The following is a 24181-nucleotide window of genomic DNA, read 5'->3' on the forward strand; positions in this document are numbered from 1 at the left end:
GTTCTCAAGGAACGGTCGCTTCCTTCGTACTCACCCGAGAGACTCTCTCGCGGCTTTCCTCCGGGCTTCCCTTCGGTGTTTCCGACTCTATCAGATCCTTTCGGCGTCTGATTCCCAGTCAGAGGGGGTTGTCTTCCCGGCCCTTGGGCCGTTCCGACAAGTGAGACTTTAGCGGATTCCTCGCTCCCGAGCTAATCGGGGGGCTGCGTCCTTTCGAACGCGGATTCCTCATTTCGCAAATACGCACGCCTGAGCACACGACGACATGTCGCCGAGCAGTGGCTGGTACCGCGGAATGGCTGCCCGGGACCGACCGGAGTCGGCTCTCACGTCGGACAACTCGAAGAACCTTAGGGATCTGGGCGGGGTGTGTCAACTCGCGGCCGTGCGGGACCCGGGACGCGTACTCTGGGATGCGTGACTACGCGTACCTGCAACCAGCAGTGGTGGGCCGCCTGACGGCGGCCGTACGCACGTATGCACTCAACGGCCGCCGACTCGGCGGCCGTTCTCGTATCTCCCTCCGCAACTCCTGAGGGCCGGGGCGACCGCCGGGACGGTGGCCTCGACCAGGAGGTGGAGTGGAGATGACGCGGGTCTTCAGCGGGGTCAAGCCGACCGGGCATCTGACGCTGGGGAACTACCTGGGGGCCATGCGGCGGTGGGCCGACATGGACCAGCACCGGGCGGACGCGCTGTTCTGCATCGTCGATCTGCACGCGCTGACCGTGGATCACGATCCGGCGCGGGTGCGCAGGCTCAGTCGGCAGGCGGCGACGCTGTTGCTGGCGGTCGGGCTGGATCCGGAGTTGTGCACCGTGTTCGTGCAGAGCCATGTCGATGAGCACGCGCGGCTGTCGTACGTGCTCGAGTGCGTGGCGACCGACGGTGAGATGCGGCGGATGATCCAGTACAAGGAGAAGGCCGCGCGGGAACGGGCGCGGGGCGGGAGCGTGCGGCTGTCGCTGCTGACGTATCCGGTGCTGATGGCGGCGGACATCCTGGCGTACGGAACCGATGAGGTGCCGGTCGGGGACGACCAGACTCAGCACGTCGAGCTGGCGCGGGATCTGGCGGTGCGGTTCAACCAGCGGTACGGGCATACGTTCGTGGTGCCGAGGGCGACGCGTCCGGAGGTGGCGGCGCGGGTGATGAACCTGCAGGAGCCGGCTTCGAAGATGGGGAAGAGCGACGACTCCGGACCGGGGATCGTGTATCTGCTCGACGAGCCGGATGTGGTGCGCAAGAAGGTCATGCGGGCGGTGACCGACAGTGGGCGCGACGTCGTGTACGACCGGGAGGGACGGCCCGGGGTGGCGAATCTGCTGGAGATTCTCGCTGCCTGTACCGGTGGCGGTCCCGAGGCTCTGGGTGAGGCGTACGCGTCGTACGGAGCGCTGAAGAAGGACACCGCGGAGGCCGTCGTCGAGGTGCTGCGGCCCGTGCAGGCACGGCACAAGGAGCTGTGTGCCGATCCCTCGTATGTGGAGGGCGTGTTGCGGCGCGGGGCCGACAGGGCTCGGGCGATGGCGCGGCCGACCGTGGATGCCGCCTATCGGGCGATCGGGCTGTTGCCCGCCGGGGCGGAGGCCGTCGTGAACGCGGCCCGGTAGGCGCGGGGGCTGGTGGCGAGGCGCGACGCGAAGTGCTGGCGCATCGTGACCTCGCTGCCGAAGCCGGCGCGGCGGGCGACCTCGGGCATGGAGAGGTCGGTGCGTTCGAGGAGTTTCTGGGCGGCGGCGATGCGCTGGTCGAGGAGCCAGCGGAGGGGGGTCGTGCCGGTGGCCGCCGTGAAGTGGCGGGCGAAGCTGCGGGGGGACATGCCCGCGCGGGCGGCCAGGTCGGCGACCGTGAGCGGTTCGTGGAGGTGGCGCAGGGCGTGTTCGCGCACGGCGGCGAGGGTGTCGGCGTCGCGGTCCGTGTGCGGGACGGGGTGCTCGATGAACTGGGCCTGGGTGCCGGTGCGGAAGGGGGCGGTGACCATCGAGCGGGCGATGGTGGCGGCTGCCTCGACACCGTGGGAGCGGCGGACCAGGTGGAGGCAGAGGTCGATGCCGGCTGCCGTGCCTGCCGCGGTCCAGATGTTGTCGTCCTCGATGAAGAGGGCGTCGGGGACGACGGTGACGTGGGGGTGCTGGGCGCGCAGGAGGTCGACGAGGTTCCAGTGGGTGATGGCGCGGCGGCCGTCGAGGAGGCCCGCCTGGGCGAGGGTGAAGGCGCCGCCGCAGAGGGCGGCGAGGGTGGTGCGGCGGGTGTGGGCGCGGCGGAGGGCGTCGAGGACGGGGGCGGGTGCGGGGGTCAGGTGGTCGTCCAGTCCGGGGATCAGGATGAGGTCGGCGCGGTCCAGCCAGCTGAGGGTGCGGTCGGGCAGGAGGGAGAGGCCGCCGCGCAGGGGAACGGGCGTGGTGGTGTCGGTGGCGACGCGGCGCAGGTCGAAGGCAGGGACGCCGCGGTCGGTGCGGTCCGTGCCCCAGACCTCGGTGATGACCGAGACGTCGAAGGCGCGGATGCCGGGGAAGGCGACGAGGGCGACGCGGTGGGCACTGGCCATGGCTGGCAGTAAACCATCGATCGCTGTCTTTTCACCCTATGGGGTGGGCGGCCCGGCGGCGGCAGGATCGTGGGCATGGAGATCGCGGAGAACGCAGCACTGGTGGTCGTGGACGTGCAGAAGGGCTTCGAGGAGGCCGGTTTCTGGGGGCCGCGGAACAACCCGGCGGCCGACGACAACATCGCGGCGCTGATCGGCGTGTGGCAGTCGACGGGGCGGCCGGTCGTCTTCGTACGGCACGACTCGCCGAAGCCGGAGTCACCGTTGCGGCCGGGGTACGAGGGGAACGACCTGAAGGAGTACGTGCGGGAGCGGCGCGGGAAGGGGGCCGGGGCCGAACTCTTCGTCACGAAGACGGTGAACTCGGCCTTCCTCGGTACGCCGGATCTGGGGGCCTGGCTGAAGGGGGAAGGGATCGGGCAGATCGTGGTGGCCGGGATCCAGACCAACATGTGCGTGGAGACGACGGCCCGGATGGGCGGGAATCTCGGGTACGACGTGGTGGTGCCGTACGACGCGACGCACACCTTCGATCTGGAGGGGCCGTTCGGGTGGCGGCGGAGCGCGGAGGAGATCGCGCAGGCATCGGCGGTGTCGCTGCAGGGGGGCGGGTTCGCGCGCGTGGTGACCACGGAGGAAGTGGTGGACGCGGCGGCCGCGTGAATGGCCGCCCCCCGGAGAGGGGTCAGTCCTTCTTGCCAGAGGCCAGTTCGCGGCTGCGGTCGCGGGCGGCTTCCAGGGCGGCGATGAGGGCGGCCCGTACGCCGTGGTTCTCCAGTTCGCGGATGGCGTTGATGGTGGTGCCCGCGGGGGACGTGACGTTCTCACGGAGCTTGACCGGGTGTTCGCCGCTGTCGCGGAGCATCACCGCCGCGCCGATGGCGGACTGGACGATCAGGTCGTGGGCCTTGTCGCGGGGCAGGCCGAGGAGGATGCCGGCGTCCGTCATGGCTTCGACCAGGTAGAAGAAGTACGCCGGGCCGGAGCCGGAGAGGGCGGTGCAGGCGTCCTGCTGGGACTCGGGGACGCGGAGGGTCTTGCCGACGGCGCCGAAGATCTCCTCGGCGTGGGCGAGGTGGGCGGCGGTGGCGTGGGTGCCTGCGGAGATGACGGACATGGCCTCGTCGACGAGGGCGGGGGTGTTCGTCATGACGCGGACGACCGGGGTGCCGGGGGCGAGGCGTTCCTCGAAGAAGGAGGTGGGGATGCCTGCGGCGCCGCTGATGATCAGACGGTCGGCGGGGACGTGCGGGGCGAGTTCGTCGAGGAGGGCGCCCATGTCCTGCGGCTTGACCGTGAGGATCAGGGTGTCGGCGGTCTTCGCGGCCTCGGGGTTGCCGACCGGGGTGACGCCGTAGCGGGTGCGGAGTTCTTCGGCCCGTTCCCGGCGGCGGGCGGTGACCAGGAGGTCGGCGGGGGCCCAGCCGGCTCGGATCATTCCGCTGAGCAGGGCTTCGCCGATCTTGCCGGTGCCGAGGACTGCGACTTTCTGGGTCATGGTGCGGGGCCCTCCGGGGGTTTTGTCGTCCGGGGTCATCCTCGCATCGGGGGGTGGGGGTGCGGGGTGGGTGTCCGGTGGGCGGACGGGGGTTGGGGGGTGCCGGGGGCCGGGTTTGCCTCGTCCTCAAGCGCCGGACGGGCTGAGTGATGCCGGCCGGCGCTGAGATGTGCCGGCCGGCGCTGGGCATCATGCCGTTCGGCGTCGCAGTGTCGCCGCTCCCAGGCCCAGTACCAGCAGCGCGCAGCCCGCCACGATCAGTACGTCCCTCACGAAGGTCGCCGTCATGTCCGTGTGGTGGAGGACCTCGTTCATGCCGTCGACGGCGTAGGACATCGGGAGGGCGCTGGAGATGGCTTCCAGGGCGGGGTGCATGGCGGGGCGGGGGGTGAAGAGGCCGCAGAGGAGGAGTTGGGGGAAGATCACCGCGGGCATGAACTGGACCGCCTGGAATTCGGAGGCCGCGAAGGCCGAGACGAAGAGGCCGAGGGCTGTGCCCAGGAGGGCGTCCAGGAGGGCGACGAGGAGGAGCAGCCAGGGGCTGCCGGTGACGTCCAGGCCCAGGAACCAGACCGCGATGCCCGTCGCCAGGGCCGACTGGACGATCGCCAGGGCGCCGAAGGCGAGGGCGTAGCCGGCGATGAGGTCGCCCTTGCCCAGGGGCATGGCGAGGAGGCGTTCGAGGGTGCCGGAGGTGCGTTCGCGCAGGGTGGCGATGGAGGTCACCAGGAACATCGTGATCAGCGGGAAGATGCCGAGGAGTGAGGCGCCGATGTTGTCGAAGGTGCGCGGGCTGCCGTCGAAGACGTAGCGCAGCAGGAGCAGCATCAGGCAGGGGATCAGGATCATCAGCGCGATCGTGCGCGGGTCGTGGCGCAGCTGGCGCAGGACGCGGGTCGCGGTGGCGGTGGTGCGGGAGGCGTTGAGCGCGCCGGTGGGGGCGGGTGCGGTCGTCGTGCTCATCGGGCTGTCTCCTTCGTGCGGCCCGCGGCGACCGCTTCGTCCACCAGGTGCAGGAAGGCAGCCTCGACGGTCTCCGCGCCGGTGCGGGTGCGCAGGGCGTCCGGGGTGCCGTCGGCGAGGATCTCGCCCTCGCGCATGAGGAGGAGGCGGTGGCAGCGTTCGGCCTCGTCCATGACGTGGGAGGAGATCAGGAGGGTGGCGCCGCGGGATGCGGTGATGTCGTGGAAGAGGTTCCACAGGTCGCGGCGGAGGACCGGGTCGAGGCCGACGGTCGGTTCGTCGAGGACCAGGAGTTCGGGGGTGCCGAGGAGGGCCACGGCCAGGGAGACACGGCTTCGCTGGCCGCCGGAGAGGTTGCCGGCGAGGGCGTCGGCATGGGTGGTGAGGTCGACGTCGGCGAGGACGCGATCGACATCGTGGCGGCGGTCGGCCGCCGCGCGGCCGGGGTCGAGGATCGCGGCGAAGTAGTCGAGGTTCTGGCGGACGGTCAGGTCGCCGTAGACGGAGGGGGCCTGGGTGACGTAGCCGATGCTGGTGCGCAGGGTGGGGTGGCCGGCGGGATGGCCGAGGACCTGGAGGGTGCCGGTGACCTTGGCCTGGGTGCCGACGACGGCGCGCATCAACGTGGACTTGCCGCATCCGGAGGGGCCCAGCAGGCCGGTGATCCGGCCGCGCGGGACGGTGAAGTCCAGGCCGCGCAGGACGGTGCGGGGGCCTCGGACGACGGTGAGGGCGGAGGCCTGTACGGCGGGGGGCGGGGGCTGGCCGGCGGGGTCCCCGGGAGGACCGGGCGAATAATTCATCATACGATGAATAATCCTCCCGGGGCGGCGGGCCGTCAAGCGGTCGTCAGGCGGTGGCCACCAGCAGCTCGACGTCGTAGACCTCCTCCACCATCCGGTCGGGGAAGGCGGCCAGCAGGTGGGTGTGCTCCTCGGTGAGGAAGGCGCTGGTGCTCCCCGGGTCGTGGACGAGGAAGATCGAGCGGCTGCCGAGGTTGGCGAGAGGGGTGTCGACGGGACGGGGACGCGGCGGCTCCAGCGGACCGTGCGGTGGGCGAAGTCCAGGCGGCCGGTGGGGTCGGCCAGGGCTGAGCGGCCGTCGACGTCCCTGTCCTCGGGACACTTGATGCCGGGGTGGCGCTGGGGCCGGCCCGCCTGTTCGCCGATCCACGGGACATCGACCGGGCTGGTGTTCCACCACAGCGCGAGGGCGCCGCCGGGCCGCAGGACGCGCAGCGCCTCCGGGACCGAGCGGGCCGGGTCGGTCCAGTGCCAGGACTGGGCGCAGGTGAGGAGGTCGGCGCAGGCGTCGGTCAGCGGGAGGGCGTTGCCGTTGCCGCGGACGAGCGGGACGTCGGGAAGGGCGCGGCGGAACCGGGCTGCCATGCCGTCGCCGGGTTCGACCGCGAGCACGTCGGCACCGCGGGCGTGCAGCAGCGCGGTGGCTGTGCCGGTGACGGCGCCGACGCCCGCGACCCGGGCGCCGGTGAGGGGGCTGGCGGCGAGCTCCTCGGGGGTGTCCGAGAGCCCCGGAGATCATGCGCCGGTGCCACTGACGCCGGCCTGTCTACCCCCGGCGGCGCTTCTTCGAGGGGTTCCCCGTGCGGCGGGCGGTGCGGCGGGCGTACTGGGCGCGGGCCTCTTCGTACTCGGCGCGGTGCAGTTTCTCGCCGGGGGCCTCGGTGAGCGAGCGGAAGAAGTACGCGGCGAGGGAGCCGACGAAGCCGATGGCCAGCAGGCCGCGGAGGGAGGCCTGGCGGTCGGGGTCGGGGCGCTGTGCGAAGCCGTCCCAGGTGGTGCGGAAAGCCAGCGCGCTGCAGATCGCGAACATGGCGACGACCAGGACGGTCACGAAGGCTCCGCTGCCCGCGATCTCCAGGCCCTGGTAGGCGAAGCGCAGGACGAGGCAGGAGGCGACGGCCCCCGCCAGCGAGCCGACGGCGACGGCCGCGCGGCGGGCGGCGTAGCCGTTGTCGTGGTTCACCCAGGTCGTTCCGAAGTAACGGAGGGGCTCGGGGCGGGGGCCGTCGCCCGTGGAGCCCGCCGGGGTGTCCGGGGTGCCGGTTTCGTCGCTCACGGGACGATTATGGCGACGGGTGCGGCGGGCTCCGTACTCGGGTCGGGGCCTGTCCGGCGGATCATGGCGCAAGAAACCGACGGTGCCCGATCAGTGCGGGTGAGCGGGGCTCGGTGCGTGCCAAGCCCCGCGTCCGCGGCACGATCCGCCGGACGGCCCTAGGCGCAGCGCGAGGCCACGTAGCCGTCGGTGCCCGTGTGGACGTAGGCGTCGGACACGTACTGGCCGTCGTCGATGTTGTCCCAGAGCTTGCTGGTGCCGTACGGCCCCGTGACCGTCTGGCCCGGCGTCTGGCAGAAGATCGGGACCTTCGCGCCTTCGGGCAGGGTGCGGACGAGGCTGTAGGTGGTGCCGGGGCCGCTGCGGACGTTGAGCCGGACGCCCGGGGCGACCGAGTAGTAATGGACGACCGTGTCCGCGGTGGCCGCAGCGGCGGTGACGGCCGCTTCCCCGTCTCCGCCCTCGACCGCTCCGATGTCGGCAACAGACATGTGAACTCCCCCCGTTCGGCCCCATGACTGCCATGGGGTCCCCTTGATTCCCCTGAAACGCGCCACGAAACACATGTGCGCAACTTGCACGCGAACGCTAGCAAGCCGCCTCGGTCTCGTACGAGTCATCGACTAGGCTCCGTGCGTCGCGCGCGCGGTCGAACAGCACGGGGGTGGTCCCATGGCGCCACAGCAGAACGCCGGAGCGGGCGCGGAAGCGGAACTTCCCGAGTACGCCGGTCACTACCACCTGGAGTCCCGCCTGGGCTCCGGCGGGATGGGCGTCGTGCATCTGGCCCGGAGCACCTCGGGCATGAAGGTCGCGGTGAAGGTCGTACACGCCGAGTTCGCCAGGGATCCCGAGTTCCGGGGCCGGTTCCGGCAGGAGGTGGCCGCCGCCCGGCGCGTGAGCGGCGCGTTCACCGCGCCCGTCGTGGACGCCGATCCGGAGGCCGAACGGCCCTGGATGGCGACGCTGTTCATTCCCGGACCGACGCTGGCCGAGCACGTGAAGGAGCACGGGGCCATGGCGCCGGACCGGTTGCGCCGGCTGATGGCCGGGCTGGCCGAGGCGCTGCGCGACATCCACCGGGTGGGTGTCGTGCACCGCGATCTCAAGCCGAGCAACGTCCTGCTCGCCGAGGACGGGCCCAAGGTCATCGACTTCGGGATCTCCCGCCCCAAGGACAGCGAACTGCGCACCGAGACAGGGAAGCTGATCGGTACTCCGCCGTTCATGGCGCCGGAGCAGTTCCGGCGCCCGCGGGAGGTGGGCCCGGCCGCCGACGTCTTCGCCCTGGGGTCGGTCATGGTGCACGCGGCGACGGGGCGCGGGCCGTTCGACTCGGACAGCCCCTACATCGTCGCGTACCAGGTCGTGCACGACGAGCCCGACCTGACCGGCGTGCCGGAGAACCTCGCGCCGCTGGTGCTGCGCTGCCTCGCCAAGGAGCCGGAGCAACGGCCCACGCCCGACGAACTGATGCGGGAACTGCGGTCGGTGGCGGCCTCGTACGACACGCAGGCCTTCATACCGGCGCAGCGCACGGGCGAGACCCACGCCGCCGCGGAACCGGAACGGGAACCGGCCGAGGAGCCTCCGGTCGTGGAGCCCGAAGGGCGGCCCAAGAGGCGCCGGGTCCGGTGGTCGGTCCTGGCGGCCGGGGTGCTCGCCCTCGTCGTCGGCGGTACGGTCGCCTCGGTGCGGTTGCTCGACGACCCCGCTCCCCTGTCGTCGGCGGGCGGCTCGGAGACCGTGTCGGCCGGGGCGTTCACGCCGTGGACGGCCGAGCCCGGGTCCGGGGACGCCGGTGCGCCTCAATGCTCGTCCACGGCGGACACGTTGGTCTGCGCGCAGCCGGGGCGGGTCTACGCCCTGTCCCCGTCCGACGGCAGCCTGCTCTGGCGGCACTCCGCCGCCACCGCGCCCGGCAGCGGACCGCCCGTGCTGTCCGGAGGGCTGGTGCAGATCGTGACGGACGAGGGGCAGCGTGTGGAGGCGCTCGATCCCGCGTCCGGCAAGGTCCGCCGGCAACAGGACATCCCCGCACACGGCGGGCTGCGCTACGCCGGCGGCATGCTCCTGCTCACCGGGACCGACGGGACGGTCACCGGGGTGGACAGTGCCTCGGGCGAGACGAAGTGGCACCGGCGGATACCGGGGCAGACCATGCCGTCGTTCGCGTGGTTCACCGGGGACCGTCTGGCGTACGCGACGAGTACGTCCGCCGACGGGTCGAGCACGCGGGTCACGGCGGTGGATCCGAACACGGGTGACGCGCGGTGGCAGGCACGGCTCGACGGATCACTGCAGCCCGTCGGCACCAGCGGCGGATCCGTCTGCTTCCTCTCCGTCGACCGGGTCTACGGGGCCACGCAGGCGGTGGTCCGCTACACCCCGAAGGCCCGGACGGTACGCCGGGTGGCCCTGCCCGCGTCCCGCGAGGGCGTCCACGCCACCGTGCGCGGAGACGTGGTGTACCTCCTGGCCACCGGGGGCTCGCTGGAGGCCGTGGACACGGGCGCGCGCCGGCAGCTGTGGCGGCTGGAGACCTCCGTGATCCGCGGCTCGACGCCGGTCGCCGACGGCGGCCATGTGTATGTCACTACTCCTGACGGGCGGCTGCTCGCCGTCGACGCCCGGCGCGGCAGGCTCCTCGGGCAGACCCCGGCACGGCTCGGCGCGCACGCGGACCGGGTCACGGCCGCGCTGCCCGAGCCGGTGCTCATCGACGGCCGCGTCTACGCCTCCGCTCCCGACGGCAGCGTCTTCGCCGTGGACGGCAGCGACCCCGCCGCCTGGTGACATGTCCAGACGACACCCGTAAGGGCCGCCCCCACCGGAGGCGGCCCCGAGGCGGGTCAGGAGACTCAGCCCAGCTTGGACACGTCCCGCACGGCTCCCTTGTCCGCGCTGGTCGCCATCGCCGCGTAGGCCCGCAGGGCGGCGGAGACCTTGCGGTCCCGGTTCCTGGGGGCGTAGACGCCGTTCAGGGCCTGCTCGCGGCGGGAGAGTTCCGCCTCGTCGACGAGGAGGTCGATCGTGCGGTTCGGGATGTCGATGCGGATGCGGTCGCCGTCCTCGACGAGGGCGATGGTGCCGCCGGAGGCCGCCTCGGGCGAGGCGTGGCCGATGGACAGGCCCGAGGTGCCGCCGGAGAAGCGGCCGTCGGTGATCAGGGCGCAGGTCTTGCCCAGGCCCCGGCCCTTGAGGAAGGAGGTCGGGTAGAGCATCTCCTGCATACCCGGGCCGCCCTTCGGGCCCTCGTAGCGGATGACGACCACGTCGCCGTCGGTGACCTGCTTGTTCAGGATCTTCTCGACGGCCTCCTCCTGGGACTCGCAGACCACCGCCGGGCCCTCGAAGGTCCAGATCGACTCGTCGACGCCGGCCGTCTTCACCACGCAGCCGTCGACCGCCAGGTTGCCCTTGAGGACCGCCAGGCCGCCGTCCTTGGAGTACGCGTGCTCCACGCTCCGGATGCAGCCGTTCTCGGCGTCGTCGTCCAGGGCCTCCCAGCGCTCCGACTGGGAGAAGGCCTCGGCGGAGCGCACGCAGCCGGGCGCCGCGTGCCACAGTTCCACGGCCTCGGGGGACGGGGAGCCGCCGCGCACGTCCCAGGTCTTCAGCCAGTCCGCGAGGGACGGGCTGTGGACGGCGTGCACGTCCTCGTTGAGCAGGCCCGCGCGGTGTAGCTCGCCGAGGAGGGCGGGGATGCCGCCGGCGCGGTGCACGTCCTCCATGTAGTACGTACGGGTCTTGGCGACGTTCGGGGCCACCTTCGCCAGGCAGGGGACGCGGCGGGAGACCTCGTTGATCTCCTCCAGGCCGAAGGGGACGCCCGCCTCCTGGGCCGCCGCCAGCAGGTGCAGGATCGTGTTCGTCGAGCCGCCCATCGCGATGTCCAGGGCCATCGCGTTCTCGAAGGCGGCGAAGGTGGCGATCGAGCGCGGCAGGACCGTGTCGTCGTCCTGCTCGTAGTAGCGGCGGGTGATGTCCATGACCGTGCGGGCCGCGTCGACGTACAGCTGCTCGCGGGCCGTGTGCGTGGCCAGGACCGAGCCGTTGCCGGGCAGGGAGAGGCCGATGGCCTCGGTCAGGCAGTTCATCGAGTTGGCGGTGAACATGCCGGAACAGGAGCCGCAGGTCGGGCAGGCGTTCTCCTCGATGCGGAGGATGTCCTCGTCCGAGATCTTTTCGTTCACGGCTTCGGACATCGCGTCGACCAGGTCGAGGGTGCGCACCGTGCCGTCGACGAGGGTGGCGCGGCCGGCCTCCATGGGGCCGCCGGAGACGAAGACCGTCGGGATGTTCAGGCGCAGGGCGGCCATCAGCATGCCCGGGGTGATCTTGTCGCAGTTGGAGATGCAGATCAGGGCGTCGGCGCAGTGGGCCTCGACCATGTACTCCACGCTGTCCGCGATGAGGTCGCGGGAGGGCAGGGAGTAGAGCATGCCGCCGTGGCCCATCGCGATGCCGTCGTCGACGGCGATCGTGTTGAACTCGCGCGGGATGCCGCCCGCCTCCCTGATCGCCTCGCTGACGATCCGGCCGACCGGCTGGAGGTGGGTGTGGCCGGGCACGAACTCGGTGAAGCTGTTGGCGACCGCGATGATCGGCTTCCGGCCGATGTCCGCACCGGGTACACCGGAGGCGCGCATAAGGGCGCGGGCGCCCGCCATGTTGCGGCCGTGGGTGACTGTGCGGGACCTCAGCTCGGGCATCGTCGCTCGCTCCTTCGGAGAGTTCTGACTCCCTACGAGCGTACGCCGCCGCTCCAAGTGCTGGACACGAGTGTCCGGAATGCGGGATGCGTGTTTCAGGATCCGTTGGTGTCAGGGGTTCGTTCCGTTGGTGTCAGGGGTTCGTCAGGTGCCCCTGCACCACCGGCGCCACCCGCGCCACGATCTGCTCCAGGTCCGCCGACGCCAGCGGCTCCAGCTTGATCACGTAGCGCATCATCGCGCACCCCACCAGCTGCGCCGCCGCGAGTTCGGCGCGCAGCTCGGCGTCGGGCAGGTCGAGCTGGGCGGCGATGCGGCGCAGCAGCTGGGTGGCGACCAGACGGCGGAAGACGGCGGCCGCGGTGTCGTTGGTGACGGCGGAGCGCAGGATCGCCAGCAGCGGCGTACGGGTGGTGGGGTTCTCCCAGACGCCGAAGACGAAGCGGGTCAGCCGCTCCCCCACCCCGTCCAGGGGGCCGGCGGCCACCGCGTCGGGGGCGTTCAGGGCGGGCGCGAAGGCGACCGCGATGGCCGCCTCGAAGACCTGCTCCTTGGTGCCGAAGTAGTGGTGGACGAGCGCGGAGTCGACGCTGGCGGCCTTGGCGATGCCGCGGACGGACGTCTTCTCGTAGCCGCGCTCGGAGAACTCCTCGCGGGCCGCGGCCAGGATGCGGTCGCGGGTGTCCGCCGACTCCGTACGCGGCGGGCGCCCGCGGCGGCGCGCGCCGGTCGCCCCGGTCACCGCCGGGGCACCTTCACCGCGGACGCCAGGTGCAGGCGCGCGAAGGCCAGGGCCTCCGCCAGATCCGCCTCGCGTTCGGCGCTGGACATCGCGCGCCGGGTGTTGACCTCGATGACGACATGCCCGTCGAAGCCGGTGAGCGCGAGCCGCTCCAGCACCTCGGCGCAGGGCTGGGTGCCGCGGCCGGGCACCAGGTGCTCGTCCTTCGCCGACCCCCTGCCGTCGGCGAGGTGGACGTGGCCGAGCCGGTCGCCCATCCGGTCGATCATGTCGACGGCGTCCGTGCGCGCCGTCGCCGTGTGGCTGAGGTCGATCGTGAAGTGCCGGTAGTCGTCCTGGGTGACGTCCCAGTCGGGGGCGTAGGCGAGCATCTCGCGGTCGCGGTAGCGCCACGGGTACATGTTCTCCACCGCGAACCGTACGTCCGTCTCGTTCGCCATGCGCCAGATCCCGGTGACGAAGTCACGGGCGTACTGCCGCTGCCAGCGGAACGGCGGGTGTACGACGACGGTGCCGGCGCCGAGCTTCTCGGCCGCCGCCCGGGCGCGCTGGAGTTTGACCCAGGGGTCGGTGGACCACACGCGCTGGGTGATCAGCAGGCAGGGCGCGTGCACGGCCAGGATCGGTATCCCGTGGTAGTCGGACAGGCGGCGCAGCGCCTCGATGTCCTGGCTGACCGGGTCGGTCCACACCATGACCTCGACGCCGTCGTAACCGAGGCGCGCGGCGATCTCGAAGGCCGTCGCCGTCGACTCCGGATACACGGAGGCCGTGGAGAGGGCGACGTGCACGTCCCTTGGTTCAGCCACGGAGATACCTTACGTGGTGCAGTTGCCAGGGGGTTGGGTGTCTGTTCGCCGTTGTGGTGTTCGCCACGGGGCGGGCCCCTGCGCCGGCTACGCCGAACCCATGTGGTCCAGTCGCCGCAGGATCACGCCCTCCCTCAGTGCCCACGGGCAGATTTCCACGCTCTCCACGCCGAAGAGGTCCAGCGCCGCCTCGGCCACCAGCGCGCCGGCGAGGAGCTGGGCGGCGCGGCCGTCGGAGACGCCGGGGAGTTCGGCGCGCTGGTCGACGGTCATGCCGGCCAGGCGGGGGACCCAGGCCTCCAGGGACTCGCGCTTGAGCTCACGCTGCACGTACAGGCCCTCGGCCGAGCGGGCGGCTCCGGCGATGCGGGCCAGCTGCTTGAAGGTCTTGGAGGTGGCGACCACGTGGTCGGGGGCGCCGAAGCGGCTGAACTCGCCGACGGTACGGGCGATCTCGGTCCGTACATGGCGGCGCAGGGCTCTTATCGCCTCCGGGGCGGGCGGGTCACCGGGCAGCCAGGCCGCGGTGAGCCGGCCCGCGCCGAGCGGGAGGGAGACGGCGGCGTCCGGTTCCTCGTCGATGCCGTAGGCGATCTCCAGGGAGCCGCCGCCGATGTCCAGGACCAGCAGCTTTCCGGCCGACCAGCCGAACCAGCGGCGGACGGCGAGGAAGGTGAGGCGGGCCTCCTCCTCGCCGGTGAGGACCTGCAGCTCGACCCCGGTGGTGTCCTGGACGCGGGCCAGCACCTCGTCGGCGTTGCTCGCCTCACGCACGGCGGAGGTGGCGAACGGCAGCAGGTCCTCGACGCCCTTGTCCTCGGCGGCCTGGAGCGCGTCCCGGACGACGCCGACCAGTTTGTCGACGCCCTCGGCACCGATGGCTCCGCCGCCGTCGAGGAGTTGGGCGAGCCGCAGTTCGGCCTTGTGCGAATGCGCGGGCAGGGGGCGCGCGCCGGGGTGTGCGTCCACCACCAGCAGGTGCACCGTGTTGGAACCCACGTCCAGGACACCGAGTCTCATGTACGGAACGCTACTGCCAGTGCGGCTGTCCTCGGGCCCCGGAGCGGGCCCGGGCCACTTACCCTGGATGCGTGCCAAAGACGAAAAAGGCGAAGCCCGGCAAATCCTCCACGGGATCGAAGGATTCTTCGCAGGCGAAGGCCTCCAAGCCCAAGAAGGCCCCGAAGAGGGGCTCGCAGGTGAGCCCCGAGGTGAGCGACGAGAAGGGGCTCGACTTCGCGCGCGCGTGGGTGGAGTTCCCTGATCCGGCGGACGACGAGCAGGTCTTCCGGTGTGATCTGACATGGCTGACCTCCCGGTGGAACTGCATCTTCGGCAGCGGCTGCCAGGGCATCCAGGCGGGCCGCGCGGACGACGGGTGCTGCACTCTGGGTGCCCACTTCTCCGACGAGGACGACGAGAAGCGGGTCGCCGGGCATGTGGCGAGGCTCACGCCGGACATCTGGCAGAACCACGGCGAGGGACTGGCGCACGGCTGGGTGTCGGAGGACGAGGACGGCTCTCGCCAGACCCGCCCCTTCCAGGGCTCCTGCATCTTCCAGAACCGGCCCGGCTTCGCGGGCGGCATGGGCTGCTCGCTGCACATCCTGGCGCTTCGCGAGGGCCGCGAGCCGCTGGAGACCAAGCCGGACGTGTGCTGGCAGCTGCCGATCCGGCGGACGTACGACTGGATCGACCGGCCCGACGACACGCGCGTGCTGCAGGTGTCCATCGGTGAGTACGACCGCCGGGGCTGGGGCCCGGGCGGCCACGACCTGCACTGGTGGTGCACGTCGGCGACCTCCGCGCACGGCGCGGGCGAGCCGGTCTACGTCTCCTACCGGGCCGAGCTGACCGAGCTGATGGGCAAGGCCGGCTACGACCGCCTGGTCGAGCTGTGCGAGCAGCGCCTGGCGTCCCAGCTGCCGCTGGTGGCTCCGCATCCGGCGGATCCGGCAGGTCCTGTGGGCTGAGGCGGCCGGCACTGCTGCCAGGGCCGGTCCGGCGGATCCTGGCGCAGGGAACCGGCGGTGCCCGGTCAGTGCGGGTGAGCGGGGCGAATGGGGGTGCCCCCGCGCGAGCTGGTTCGAGCGTGGGGGAGGGCGTGCCAAGCCCCGCGTCCGCGGCATGATCCGCCGGACAGGCCCCTACTGGGTGCGCGAGGAGCCCGGGTTGCCTTCGGCGGTCGGGGGGGCCGTCGGGCTCGCGGGGTCGTCGGGCGGGAAGGACGGGGCGGTCGGGGTGGGAGTCGGGTCGGTCGATGGGGGCGGGCCGGAGGGCGTGGGGTCCGAGGGGGCCGAGGCCGTGGGGGTCGGGTCCGGGGCGGCGGTCGGGGGCGGCCCGGCCGGTTTCGAGGGGCCGGTGGGGGCGGTGCCGTAGCCGTCGATCGAGACGACGGCGCCCGCGGGCGCGATCGCCACCTGTGCGGTCCAGTGACCGGCGGGCTCGCGCAGCTGGTCGACGTACACCTTGATCGTGAACGACTCGCCGGGCCGGAGGGTTCCCGAGGACCGGCTGAGGTAGAGCCAGTCGGCCGCGGTCGACGCCGACCAGCGGACCGGGGAGTCGCCGGAGGCGGTGAGCGTGACGAGGGTGGTGTCGCCGCGGGTGCCGGCCGTGACCGCGAGGTGTCCCGCCCCCTTCCGCCCGGCCCCAGCGGCGCTGATGACCTCGACGGAGACGTCGGAGGAACCGTCCTTGGCGAGGCTGCCGCCGGGGGTGCTGGCGTTCCCGGCGTTCTCGTAGCCGCCGGCCGCCTCGCCGTCCAGGCCGTCGGGGCTGTGCGCCTCGCGCGCGGTGCCGACGCGGCCGTCCTGGGCATCGCCGGCCGGGGTGCCCCGGTAGGCGGCCCACAGGGCCAGCACCGGGGCGGCGACGACGGTGGCGACGACGGTCGTGGTGACGGCACGCGCGCGGATGCGGTCCCGGCGGGCGGCGCGGTCCTTGGGATCCATGGGGAAGCCGCGCCGGTCGAAGCGGGGCAGGGCGATGCCCCGCGCGCGGGGGTTGTGTGCCAGGGCGACGTGCAGGGCCGCGCGGGGCGCCTCCAGGACGGGCAGCTCGGCGGGCGTGACGCTGGCGCCGGGCCAGCGGCCGGGGACCGCGCGTTCGGCGGTGCGGCGGCAGCGCGGGCAGTCGTCGACGTGCCGTACCAGCTCGCGCCGCAGGGCGCTGCTGAGCACCAGCTGGTGGTCGCCGGTGAGCCGGGCCACGCCGGGACAGCCGCCGGTCTCGACGACGGCGAGGGCCGCGCGGGTGCGCTCCACCTCGCAGGCGGCGGAGGCCAGCAGCTCGCGGGCCGCGGTGGGGTCCATGCCGAGGACGGCGGCGACCTCGGGGGCGGTGAGGTGGTGGCGCACGGCGAGTTCGAGCGCCTCGCGCTGCTCCGGACTGGTCCCGGCGGCCTCCGGCCAGGCGAGCTGGGCGAGTTCGCGTCGCCGCTGCTCCTGCACCTCCTCGGAGACGGGCGCAGCGGGGACGCGCCGCTTCTCGGCTCCGGGGCGGCCCGCCGCGTGCGTGGCCTGACGTTTCTGCTTGGCCTCGGCCAGCTTGCGCAGACACGCCCAGCGGGCCAGCGCGTACAGCCAGGCCCTGCGGTCGCCCGCCGCCTGAGGCACCCGCTGACCGCGCCGCTCGGCGAGCACAAGGACGTCGCCCAGCGCGGCGGTCGCGGCGTCGTGGTCGCACAGCACGGACAGGCAGTAGGTGAACAGGCCGTCCAGATACGGTTCGTAGCGCGCGGGCGGCCGCTGCGCCAACGTGCGCGCCGCAGCACGATCGCGCGCCTCACGGTGCGCTCTGTGTGCGCCGGTGGTGCGGGTCGAGGTCTCCGGACTGCTCATCACCCGTGCGACCGTAGGCGGCGGCGGATGATCCCTTCTGGCGGCTTGAGCACATTTAATCCGTACGGGTGAAACGATCCCTCATAAGGGGACATGCATCCCGGATTCCGCGGCCGCTGTGAGGCATCAGTACGCAGGGCGATGGAAGTTGGGCAGGGGCGACTGCGGATCGTCGTAGAGCAGCGAGAGCCGTTCGTCGCGGCCCTGGACGCGCAGCCACCACAGCGCGCGGGGGATCTCCGCGACGGAACCGATGCCGCCGAGGAAGGCGTGGACCGTGCTCCCCAACCGCTCGCACTGTGGGCCGCACTCCTTCGCGTGCGGAGCCGTCGTCCACAGTGCGACGCCATGGCCCTCTGCCAGCAGGCGCGACATGATCTCCCGGCCGGGCCCGTGGCTGACCGGGCCGCACACGAAGGGGATGCCACCGCGCGGATGGATGCCCAGCGGCTCCGCCGCGGCGGGGAGCGGGAGGTGCCAGGCGAGGAAGCTCTGCGCACGCTGCACGTTCCGCCAGGCCTCGGATCCCGGGTTCGAACCGCCCCACGAGCGCCGGTCCGCGTAGCGGATGGTCACCGGACGCTGGGAGCCCAGCGGCTGGGGCGAGTCGGTGTTCCGCCAGGTGTGCGGTGCCAGGTCGAAGGCCGCGAGGGGCAGGGCGAACTCGACCGGGGCCGGACGATGGGGCGAGTCGGCCTCGTGCAGCGTCCGGCCGAGCGGCTCCGCCACGTCCCGGGGCAGCACGTCGCTCTTGATCGAGGACCGGCCCTCGCACCTGGTCTCCCATCCCTCGCCGCGGGCCAGGAGGACGGCCCAGCGGAGGGAGGAGCTCCGCAGCAGCCCGCTCGCCACCGTGACCAGGACCTGGGCCTCACGTTGGTACACACCGGTGCCGACGCGGTACGAGTGCATGACGGCCCGGGCCGCGCCCTCCGCGTCCCCCACGCGCCGGTACGCCTCCACGGCCGCTTTCCACTGTTTGCGCGCCTCGGTGTAGCGGCGCAGCTCCTCGTTCACCCGGGCCCTCACCTCGAGGACCCGGGCCTGGCCGTAGAGGTCGGTCAGTTCCTCGAACAGGGGCGCCGCCTCCTCCGCCAGTGCGAGGGCGTCCTGCATGCCGCCGGAGTGGTACAGGGCCTCGGCGCGGATGAGCAGGGCCCGTGCCGTACCCGGGCGGTCGTCGAGCGAGCGGCAGATGTCGGTGGCCCGGCTCAGGTGCTCGAATCCCGCCGTGAACGCGCCCGTCTTGAGGAGGGCCACGCCGAGGTCCGTGTTCGCCGCGGCCTCGCCGCGGCGGTCGCCGACGAGCGTCATCCCGTCCAGTGCCCTGGTGTGCGCCGCCAGGGCACTGGCCCAGTCTCCCTGCTCGGCCGCCACCAGACCGAGGGCCTCGTGGGCCTTGGCCGCCCCCCAGGCGTCGCCGAGTTCCTCGTGCAGGGTCAGTGCCGCCTCGTGTGCCCGCGCCGCTCCGGCCGGCCGGCCCGTCCCGCGCAGCGCGGCGCCGCTCAGGTTCAGCAGGTGCGCCCGCAGATGCTCGGTGACGGGCTGCTCCAGCGCGGTGGTACAGCAGGCCAGGCAGCGCTCGAAGTCCCGGCGCCAGTTCAGGTAGGCGCCCAGGAGCAGCACGAGGTCCGCGACCTGGTCGGCGTCGGCGTGCCCGGGCGCCTCCAGAGCCTGTGCGACCAGGTTGTCGCGCTCGCCGTCCAGCCAGGCCAGTGCGTCCTCACGTGCCTCGGGACGGTCGTCGTCGGTGGGAGAGGCGCCCAGGCCCAGGGCCGTGACGGCCTCGCGTGTCCGGTCGAGGCAGAAGGCCAGCAGGCGCCGCCGTGCGCTCGTCGCCTCCTCCCGGACGGCCGGGCCCCTGCCGAGCACCTGACGGACGTACTCCTTCGGCAGCGTCTCCACCCGCAGCCGGTCCTCGGGCTCCTCCTCGATCAGGCCGGCTCCGTGCAGCCCCAGCACGGCCGCGTCGTGCCCGGCGAACAGAACGGCCACCGACTCCGCCCCGAGGTCGTCACCCGGCGCCGCGGACAGCAGCCGCAGTGCCGTGCGCCGGGCCGGCGAGAGCCTCGCGTACTCGGCGTCGAAGGCGTTCCTGAGCTCGTCGAAGACATGGAAGATCCCGCCCGCCGACTCGGCGCGGTCGAGCATCTGCGCGAGCGTGCCGGGATAGTGCGCGGCGAGCCGCAGGGCCAGGGGCACCCCTCCGCACAGGGCGGCCAGCCGCTGCGCCTCCTCGTTCTCGGGGCCGGCGGCACCGAGAAGGGCCGTCGCGGCCTGGGGGGCCAGCGGCCTCAGCACCATGTGCCGGTCGGCGGGGGCCCCCGTGGCGGGGCGGGAGGTGATCAGGACGTGGAACCGGCTGCGGGCGGGCACGCCGTCCCAGGTGGCCTGTGCCTCCGCCCAGGTCACCCCGTCGTGCAGGACGAGCACCGGCCGCTGGCCGTCCCGCAGCCGGGCCACCGACCGGGCCACGGCGCCGGCCGCCTCCGGGCCGGGCGGGATCCAGTAGGCGCCGCCCGGGAACCAGCCGCGTTCCACGGCCTCGCGAGCCGCCGCCACCGCGAGTACGGTCTTGCCGATCCCGGGCATGCCGGACACCAGGGTGAACCGCTCGGTCGAGATCCTCTCGGAGGGGTTCAGCATCCTCAGCAGCAAGGCCGTCTCCGCATCCCGTCCGGTGAAGGCCGCGGGCACGTGCGGCAGGGCCAGCCGGTCGGTGCGCGGGGCGTCGGTGCCGAGCACCGACCTCAGCACGTCCGCGGCACGGTCGACCGCCGCCCGGCCGACGGCGCAGATCGTGAGGTGCTCGGCGGCGGGTGTGGCGTACGCGGTCGTGAGGCAGACCTGGTCGCGCCGGCTGTCGGGGCGCACGGGCTCGTAGTAGGCGCTGCTCCCCATGGCCACGCGCGCCGTCTCCACCAGGCGCGCGGAGGGCCGCACGACGATGTCACTGCGCAGTTCGACCTCGGTGGCCACGACGACGTCGCCGTACTCCAGCCTCCGCCGCACACCGCGCCCGTGGACCATGGACACCACCAGGGACGCGCCGTGGCGCTGGCCGACCGCCATGACCTCGCGCCGGTAGCGCGGTGACTGCCAGTCGACGGACATGAGGACCACGCGCCGTGCGGTGCCGGCCAGGGTGCCGATCAGGCAGTCCCTGGTCCACTGCCGGTCGGTGAGCCTGGCGGACACCGCGGAGTGCTGGTGGTCGGACCCGGCCAGGACCAGCACGGTCCCGGCTTCCTCCTCGGTCTCCTCCTCCGCCTCGGTCCCGGGCCCGTCCGGCTCCGCCGGTCCCGGCAACGGCACCTCGGTCTGCGGCCCCGGCGGGTGCTGCCCGGCCGGGGAGGTCCGCACCGGCAGTCGCTCACTGCGGAAGGGCACCCCACCGGCGGTGATCAGCGTGAGCAGCAGTGCCGTGTCGTGGCCGGGGGCCGTGTCGCCCACCGGGTAGGTGACGAAGCGGGCCGGGCCGTAGGTGCCGCCGAAGCGGTGGAGGACGAGGGTGGTGTCGCCGACCGACTCGACGGCGAGACGGGGGCCGCCCTCGAGCATGCAGCCGATGGCGTACTCCTCGGTGTCGTACGGCCAGCAGTCGTTGTCCGCGTCGAATTCGACGTCGACGGTGACGAGGTACTTCTGTCCGGTCTCCACCTCCTCCGGCCAGCTGACGAGGGGACGGAGCGGGACGGACGGCCGGTCCGCCGGGACGGTCATGCCCCCTCACCCCCTCCGCATGCCCGCGACTGTGGCGCCTCCAGGGCCAGTGTGGTCTCCGGATGACCGAAGTAGGCGTAGGTGAAGCCGGCGAAGAAGGCCTGGATCTCCTCGTCGACCCGGCCGGGGCCCCCATGTCGGACGGCCTTTTCGGCCCGGCGGGCGTGGTACGCACGGTTCTCCGTCAGGGCCTCGGCGAGGTTCACCGGTCTGCCTCCCGCCTGGGTGAGCAGCCGTGCCGCGAAGTCGTGGGCGTCCGCCTTGCTGACCTCCGCGAGTGTGGCGATGACCGCGCCGGCGCCCCATCTGAGGAAGACCTCGGCGAATGTGCAGGGCACGGCCGCGTTGTACCGGTGGTCCTCGGTGGTGCGGGCGGACACACAGGAGTTGATGAGGACGGCCGCCCCGGTGTCGTACAGGGCGGGCATCTCCCAGTCGTCCGACAGCGCGGCAAGCGAGACGTCACCGAGCATGAACTTCTCGGGGTCCTTGGCGTAGGTGCCGTGGCAGCGCAGGAGGAGCAGCCCGAAAGCGGTGTACGGGTCCTCGAGACGGGCGCGCAACTCCTCCATGTGACGAGACCGGGGCAGGACCTCGTGCCGGCCGACGCCGTCGTGCTCGGCGCGGAACTCCTTGTCCTCGTAGACGAGTACGCCGCCGCGGCAGTCCTTGCGCGGGGGGTCGTACCGCTCGGCGCGGCGGCCGTTCCACACGGTGGTCCAGCGGATGACGGGAAGCTTGGCACCGATCCAGCCGCCCGTGCCGTCCGCCGCGTTCACGACCGCCGCGCCTCCGATCCGCTGACGGTAGATCAGCTCCCACGGGATCTCGTAAGCCGTCTGGTCCCAGACCACCAGCTTGGGATTCTCGTCCCTTTCCAGCCAGTCGACCCAGTCGATCAGCGTCGGCTCCGTCTTCCACCAGCCCTTGACCCGCCGGTAGGTGTCGCGCCAGCCGATCTCCGTCGCCAGTTCGGCGAGGCGTGGCAGGCCCAGGTCGGGTGGGCGCCGCAACCGCAGATCGGTGTCCCGGTTCGCGCTCTTCGTCCCTCCCTGGTAGTGGAAGTCCAGTTCGTAGTTGGGCCTGCCCGCGTACGTCCTGCTCCTGACGCGTAACAGGGCCGTACCGGCGGGGAGTTGCTCGGACAGGGGGGCGTCCTGGGCGTCGAGGAGCGCGGTTTCGGACGACCTCCGGACGCCGTCGGGTTCGTCCCGGGAGGCGGCGGGCCGCCCGTGTTGTGCGGGAGCGGGCCTGCCCAGGTCCGCCTGCAGCCGGCCGCGCAGGCTCATCGGTTCCGACGTCATGACAGCGTCCCCGGTCTGCGCCGGGGTGTGACGAGGAGCGTCGCGCCCAGCACCTCGGCGAGCTCGGCGGGCAGGTCCGCGTACTGGTCGAGGTCGGGCGTGATGACGACCGCGCGCATCCGGTTCAGCGTGGCCGCCGTGGTCGCGACGCGGAGGGCGTCGTCGACGCCCTCGCGGCGAACCCCGCTCGGCGGGCGCCCGCGCAGGCTGGCCTCCAGGGGTACGTTGCCCCGGCCGTCCGTGACGACGACGAACAGCACCTCGTCGACCACCGCGCGTCCCCGGCGCAGGAAGCGGCGCAGTTCGTGCACGCCGAGGTCGAGGGCGTGGGCGAGCGGACTGGCGGCGCCCGGCGCCCGTTCGAAGGCCTCCAGGAGCCCGGGGTGGAGCAGTGAGGGCGCCCGGAAGCGTTCCGCGCACAGTTCGAGTTCGGCGGTGCCGTGGCCGAACTCCACCACGGTCACCGCCGCGTTCGACTCGTAGGCCCAGCGCAGGTGCGGAGCGAGCGCGGGCGCGGGATCCCAGTCGCGGCAGGAGTGGTCGAGGACGAGCACCAGCGCGTGCGCCGGTTCCGGGCGGCGGCGGTACTGCCGCAGGTCTTCCGCCCGCAGGGTGAGCGGACGGTCCTGCGGGTCCGCGGCGAGGAGTCTGGACTTGGCCGCCTCGACCATGCTCGGCACCAGGGCGAGGTCGTGGACGTCACGGGCCCGCATCGTCCCGACCGGGCGGCCGTTCAGCCGCTTGGCCACGGTGCGGCGGCGGCCCGGCGGGCGCAGGGAGCCCGGCTGGGGCAGGGCGTCCGGGGAGTCCTCTGGGTACGGGGCAGGCTCCGGCGGCACACGCGGGGCCACCGGGGTCGGGGCCAGCGGGAGCGGCGGCTCCGGCTCGGTCACGGGGATGGGCGTCGGAGGGGCCACGGGCGGCTGCGGCTCCTGGAACGGCTGCGGCTCGGCAGGGGTGAGGTGCGGGCGGGGCGCGGGTTCCTCGCGCGGTTCGAACGGAATGTGCGGGGCCGTGATGCCGAGCAGGGCGGCGGCCTCCATGACGTGCCGCACCTCGGTGCGATGTGCGCCCGCGCGGGCGGCGAGGGCGCGGGCGACTCGGGCGAGGGCCAGGCCGCGCCGCATGCCCGTCACCGCGGTGACCAGGGCGGCCACCCGTTCAGCGGCGCCCGGCGTCAGCAGGGGGCGGGGCCCGTCCGCCGGTGTGTGCGGGAGGGACGGGAGCGCCCGGACGAGGCCGTCGCGCTCGGCGGGCAGATCCCAGAACCGGTCGGTGCCCAGCCCCCACAGGGCGTCGTTCAGCTGTTCCGCCTCGACCCGCAGCGGGAAGCGGTCCAGCAGGTGCGGGGAGAGCCGCGTGGCCTCGGCGCGGTCGACGGCCGCCAGCCAGCGGGCCCGCGGGTGCCAGCGAAGACTGTGTCCGTGCATCTCCACGTGCCCCGCCTCGGCGCCGAGCAGCGTCACGGCGGCGCGCACGACGGCGGGGCCGGCCTGGCCGAGGTCGGGGACGAGCAGCACCGGAGGCGGGTCACCGGGTTCCTCCACGAGCAGGCCCGGCAGGAGGCGCAGCCCGTGGGCGTCGAGGCGGGGACGCAGCCACAGCTCGTCCTCGCCCAGCCAGGAGCCCAGGGTGCGGAGGTCCGCGCCGGTGCCCAGGTGCGCGGCCAGCCAGGCGCCCAGGGCGGGCAGGAGTTCCGGGTCGAGGTCCAGGAAGAGCAGGCCGCCCGCGCCCGGTTCCGTGGCCAGACAGGCCAGCAGGGTCAGGGCCCGGGTGACCGGAAGGGGCGGGGGCCCGGCGGCGCCGGGCGCCGTGCCGCCCGGGGTGCCGAGGAGGGCGGAACCCGCTCGGGGGGCGCCGGCGGGCGGGGCCGCGGCGCGGTCGGCCGGGGCGGGCACGGCGTACGGCGGCGAGGGCTTCTCGCCGTCCGGCTCGGGCCGGCCGTCCATGGGTCG

18 protein-coding genes and 1 pseudogene are annotated in these 24181 nt (G+C 73.0%); 4 read left to right on the plus strand and 15 right to left on the minus strand.

The annotated features are described in order from the left end of the window. The first annotated feature begins 587 nt into the window (after positions 1-587). Positions 588-1613: a tryptophan--tRNA ligase gene (trpS, locus tag ACIBBH_RS40120; protein WP_399413634.1), complete on the plus strand. Its 1026-nt coding sequence runs from the start codon at positions 588-590 to the stop codon at positions 1611-1613. On the opposite strand, the gene ACIBBH_RS40125 is transcribed toward trpS, so the two are convergent. After that, the gene (locus ACIBBH_RS40125) at positions 1553-2551 is read right to left on the minus strand and encodes a GlxA family transcriptional regulator (protein ID WP_399413573.1); all 999 of its coding nucleotides are present in this window, start codon (positions 2549-2551) and stop codon (positions 1553-1555) included. The genes trpS and ACIBBH_RS40125 overlap by 61 nt on opposite strands. A gap of 75 nt (positions 2552-2626) precedes the next feature. On the opposite strand from ACIBBH_RS40125, the gene ACIBBH_RS40130 reads away from it, so the two are divergent. Then, a complete protein-coding gene (locus ACIBBH_RS40130) occupies positions 2627-3214 on the plus strand; it encodes a cysteine hydrolase family protein (protein WP_399413575.1) in 588 nt (195 codons plus the stop codon). Positions 3215-3236: 22 nt separating this feature from the next. Here ACIBBH_RS40130 and proC read toward each other — a convergent pair whose 3' ends face one another. The 6 genes and pseudogenes from proC to ACIBBH_RS40160 all read right to left on the minus strand — a co-directional run bounded on the left by proC (position 3237) and on the right by ACIBBH_RS40160 (position 7582). Continuing rightward, positions 3237-4049, minus strand: a complete 813-nt coding sequence (proC, locus tag ACIBBH_RS40135; protein WP_399413577.1) for a pyrroline-5-carboxylate reductase — start codon at positions 4047-4049, stop codon at positions 3237-3239. A 189-nt stretch (positions 4050-4238) separates the two neighbouring features. Continuing rightward, positions 4239-5012: an ABC transporter permease gene (locus tag ACIBBH_RS40140; protein ID WP_399413579.1), complete on the minus strand. Its 774-nt coding sequence runs from the start codon at positions 5010-5012 to the stop codon at positions 4239-4241. Next, complete coding sequence (locus ACIBBH_RS40145) at positions 5009-5818, minus strand: ABC transporter ATP-binding protein (protein ID WP_399413580.1); 810 nt, start codon at positions 5816-5818, stop codon at positions 5009-5011. Before ACIBBH_RS40145 ends, ACIBBH_RS40140 begins: the two co-directional genes overlap by 4 nt. Before the next feature lie 43 nt (positions 5819-5861). Next, positions 5862-6547: pseudogene (locus ACIBBH_RS40150) on the minus strand (class I SAM-dependent methyltransferase); the annotation flags it as partial. A gap of 34 nt (positions 6548-6581) precedes the next feature. Beyond that, a complete protein-coding gene (locus tag ACIBBH_RS40155) occupies positions 6582-7091 on the minus strand; it encodes an EamA/RhaT family transporter (RefSeq protein ID WP_399413582.1) in 510 nt (169 codons plus the stop codon). 158 nt (positions 7092-7249) lie between these two features. Continuing rightward, positions 7250-7582 (minus strand): SH3 domain-containing protein, encoded by a 333-nt coding sequence (locus tag ACIBBH_RS40160; RefSeq protein ID WP_399413584.1) that lies wholly within the window; start codon positions 7580-7582, stop codon positions 7250-7252. Between the two features lie 181 nt (positions 7583-7763). Here ACIBBH_RS40160 and ACIBBH_RS40165 point away from each other — a divergent pair, with 181 nt between their 5' ends. Then, positions 7764-9887: a serine/threonine-protein kinase gene (locus tag ACIBBH_RS40165; protein WP_399413586.1), complete on the plus strand. Its 2124-nt coding sequence runs from the start codon at positions 7764-7766 to the stop codon at positions 9885-9887. A 65-nt stretch (positions 9888-9952) separates the two neighbouring features. Here ACIBBH_RS40165 and ilvD read toward each other — a convergent pair whose 3' ends face one another. The 4 genes from ilvD to ACIBBH_RS40185 form a co-directional block, all read right to left on the minus strand. Beyond that, the gene (gene ilvD, locus ACIBBH_RS40170; RefSeq protein WP_399413588.1) at positions 9953-11806 is read right to left on the minus strand and encodes a dihydroxy-acid dehydratase; all 1854 of its coding nucleotides are present in this window, start codon (positions 11804-11806) and stop codon (positions 9953-9955) included. Positions 11807-11939: 133 nt separating this feature from the next. Next, positions 11940-12548, minus strand: a complete 609-nt coding sequence (locus ACIBBH_RS40175; protein ID WP_399413590.1) for a TetR family transcriptional regulator — start codon at positions 12546-12548, stop codon at positions 11940-11942. Continuing rightward, complete coding sequence (locus tag ACIBBH_RS40180) at positions 12545-13357, minus strand: sugar phosphate isomerase/epimerase family protein (RefSeq protein WP_399413592.1); 813 nt, start codon at positions 13355-13357, stop codon at positions 12545-12547. Before ACIBBH_RS40180 ends, ACIBBH_RS40175 begins: the two co-directional genes overlap by 4 nt. A gap of 87 nt (positions 13358-13444) precedes the next feature. Continuing rightward, the gene (locus ACIBBH_RS40185) at positions 13445-14377 is read right to left on the minus strand and encodes a Ppx/GppA family phosphatase (protein WP_399413594.1); all 933 of its coding nucleotides are present in this window, start codon (positions 14375-14377) and stop codon (positions 13445-13447) included. Positions 14378-14448: 71 nt separating this feature from the next. On the opposite strand from ACIBBH_RS40185, the gene ACIBBH_RS40190 reads away from it, so the two are divergent. Then, positions 14449-15330, plus strand: coding sequence for a hypothetical protein (locus ACIBBH_RS40190; RefSeq protein WP_399413596.1), 882 nt, complete (start codon positions 14449-14451; stop codon positions 15328-15330). A gap of 174 nt (positions 15331-15504) precedes the next feature. Here the strand turns inward: ACIBBH_RS40190 and ACIBBH_RS40195 are convergent, their stop codons facing one another. From ACIBBH_RS40195 to ACIBBH_RS40210, 4 genes are all read right to left on the minus strand, one after another. Continuing rightward, positions 15505-17199: a hypothetical protein gene (locus tag ACIBBH_RS40195; protein WP_399413598.1), complete on the minus strand. Its 1695-nt coding sequence runs from the start codon at positions 17197-17199 to the stop codon at positions 15505-15507. A gap of 126 nt (positions 17200-17325) precedes the next feature. Beyond that, entirely contained in the window at positions 17326-20922 is a 3597-nt protein-coding gene (locus tag ACIBBH_RS40200; RefSeq protein ID WP_399413600.1) for a tetratricopeptide repeat protein, read from the minus strand. Further along, a complete protein-coding gene (locus ACIBBH_RS40205) occupies positions 20919-22226 on the minus strand; it encodes a hypothetical protein (protein WP_399413602.1) in 1308 nt (435 codons plus the stop codon). Before ACIBBH_RS40205 ends, ACIBBH_RS40200 begins: the two co-directional genes overlap by 4 nt. Further along, a complete protein-coding gene (locus tag ACIBBH_RS40210) occupies positions 22223-24175 on the minus strand; it encodes a hypothetical protein (protein ID WP_399413604.1) in 1953 nt (650 codons plus the stop codon). The genes ACIBBH_RS40205 and ACIBBH_RS40210 overlap by 4 nt, the downstream gene beginning before the upstream one ends. Positions 24176-24181 lie beyond the last annotated feature (6 nt).

This window comes from Streptomyces sp. NPDC051636 (genome assembly GCF_044453765.1).
Lineage (GTDB): Bacteria > Actinomycetota > Actinomycetes > Streptomycetales > Streptomycetaceae > Streptomyces.

Coding starts and splice junctions, on each gene's coding strand:
- trpS (WP_399413634.1), top strand. CDS start 588: ATGACGCGGGTCTTCAGCGGGGTCAAGCCGACCGGGCATCTGACGCTG.
- ACIBBH_RS40125 (WP_399413573.1), bottom strand. CDS start 2,551: ATGGCCAGTGCCCACCGCGTCGCCCTCGTCGCCTTCCCCGGCATCCGC.
- ACIBBH_RS40130 (WP_399413575.1), top strand. CDS start 2,627: ATGGAGATCGCGGAGAACGCAGCACTGGTGGTCGTGGACGTGCAGAAG.
- proC (WP_399413577.1), bottom strand. CDS start 4,049: ATGACCCAGAAAGTCGCAGTCCTCGGCACCGGCAAGATCGGCGAAGCC.
- ACIBBH_RS40140 (WP_399413579.1), bottom strand. CDS start 5,012: ATGAGCACGACGACCGCACCCGCCCCCACCGGCGCGCTCAACGCCTCC.
- ACIBBH_RS40145 (WP_399413580.1), bottom strand. CDS start 5,818: ATGATGAATTATTCGCCCGGTCCTCCCGGGGACCCCGCCGGCCAGCCC.
- ACIBBH_RS40160 (WP_399413584.1), bottom strand. CDS start 7,582: ATGTCTGTTGCCGACATCGGAGCGGTCGAGGGCGGAGACGGGGAAGCG.
- ACIBBH_RS40165 (WP_399413586.1), top strand. CDS start 7,764: ATGGCGCCACAGCAGAACGCCGGAGCGGGCGCGGAAGCGGAACTTCCC.
- ilvD (WP_399413588.1), bottom strand. CDS start 11,806: ATGCCCGAGCTGAGGTCCCGCACAGTCACCCACGGCCGCAACATGGCG.
- ACIBBH_RS40185 (WP_399413594.1), bottom strand. CDS start 14,377: ATGAGACTCGGTGTCCTGGACGTGGGTTCCAACACGGTGCACCTGCTG.
- ACIBBH_RS40195 (WP_399413598.1), bottom strand. CDS start 17,199: ATGAGCAGTCCGGAGACCTCGACCCGCACCACCGGCGCACACAGAGCG.
- ACIBBH_RS40200 (WP_399413600.1), bottom strand. CDS start 20,922: ATGACCGTCCCGGCGGACCGGCCGTCCGTCCCGCTCCGTCCCCTCGTC.
- ACIBBH_RS40205 (WP_399413602.1), bottom strand. CDS start 22,226: ATGACGTCGGAACCGATGAGCCTGCGCGGCCGGCTGCAGGCGGACCTG.
- ACIBBH_RS40210 (WP_399413604.1), bottom strand. CDS start 24,175: ATGGACGGCCGGCCCGAGCCGGACGGCGAGAAGCCCTCGCCGCCGTAC.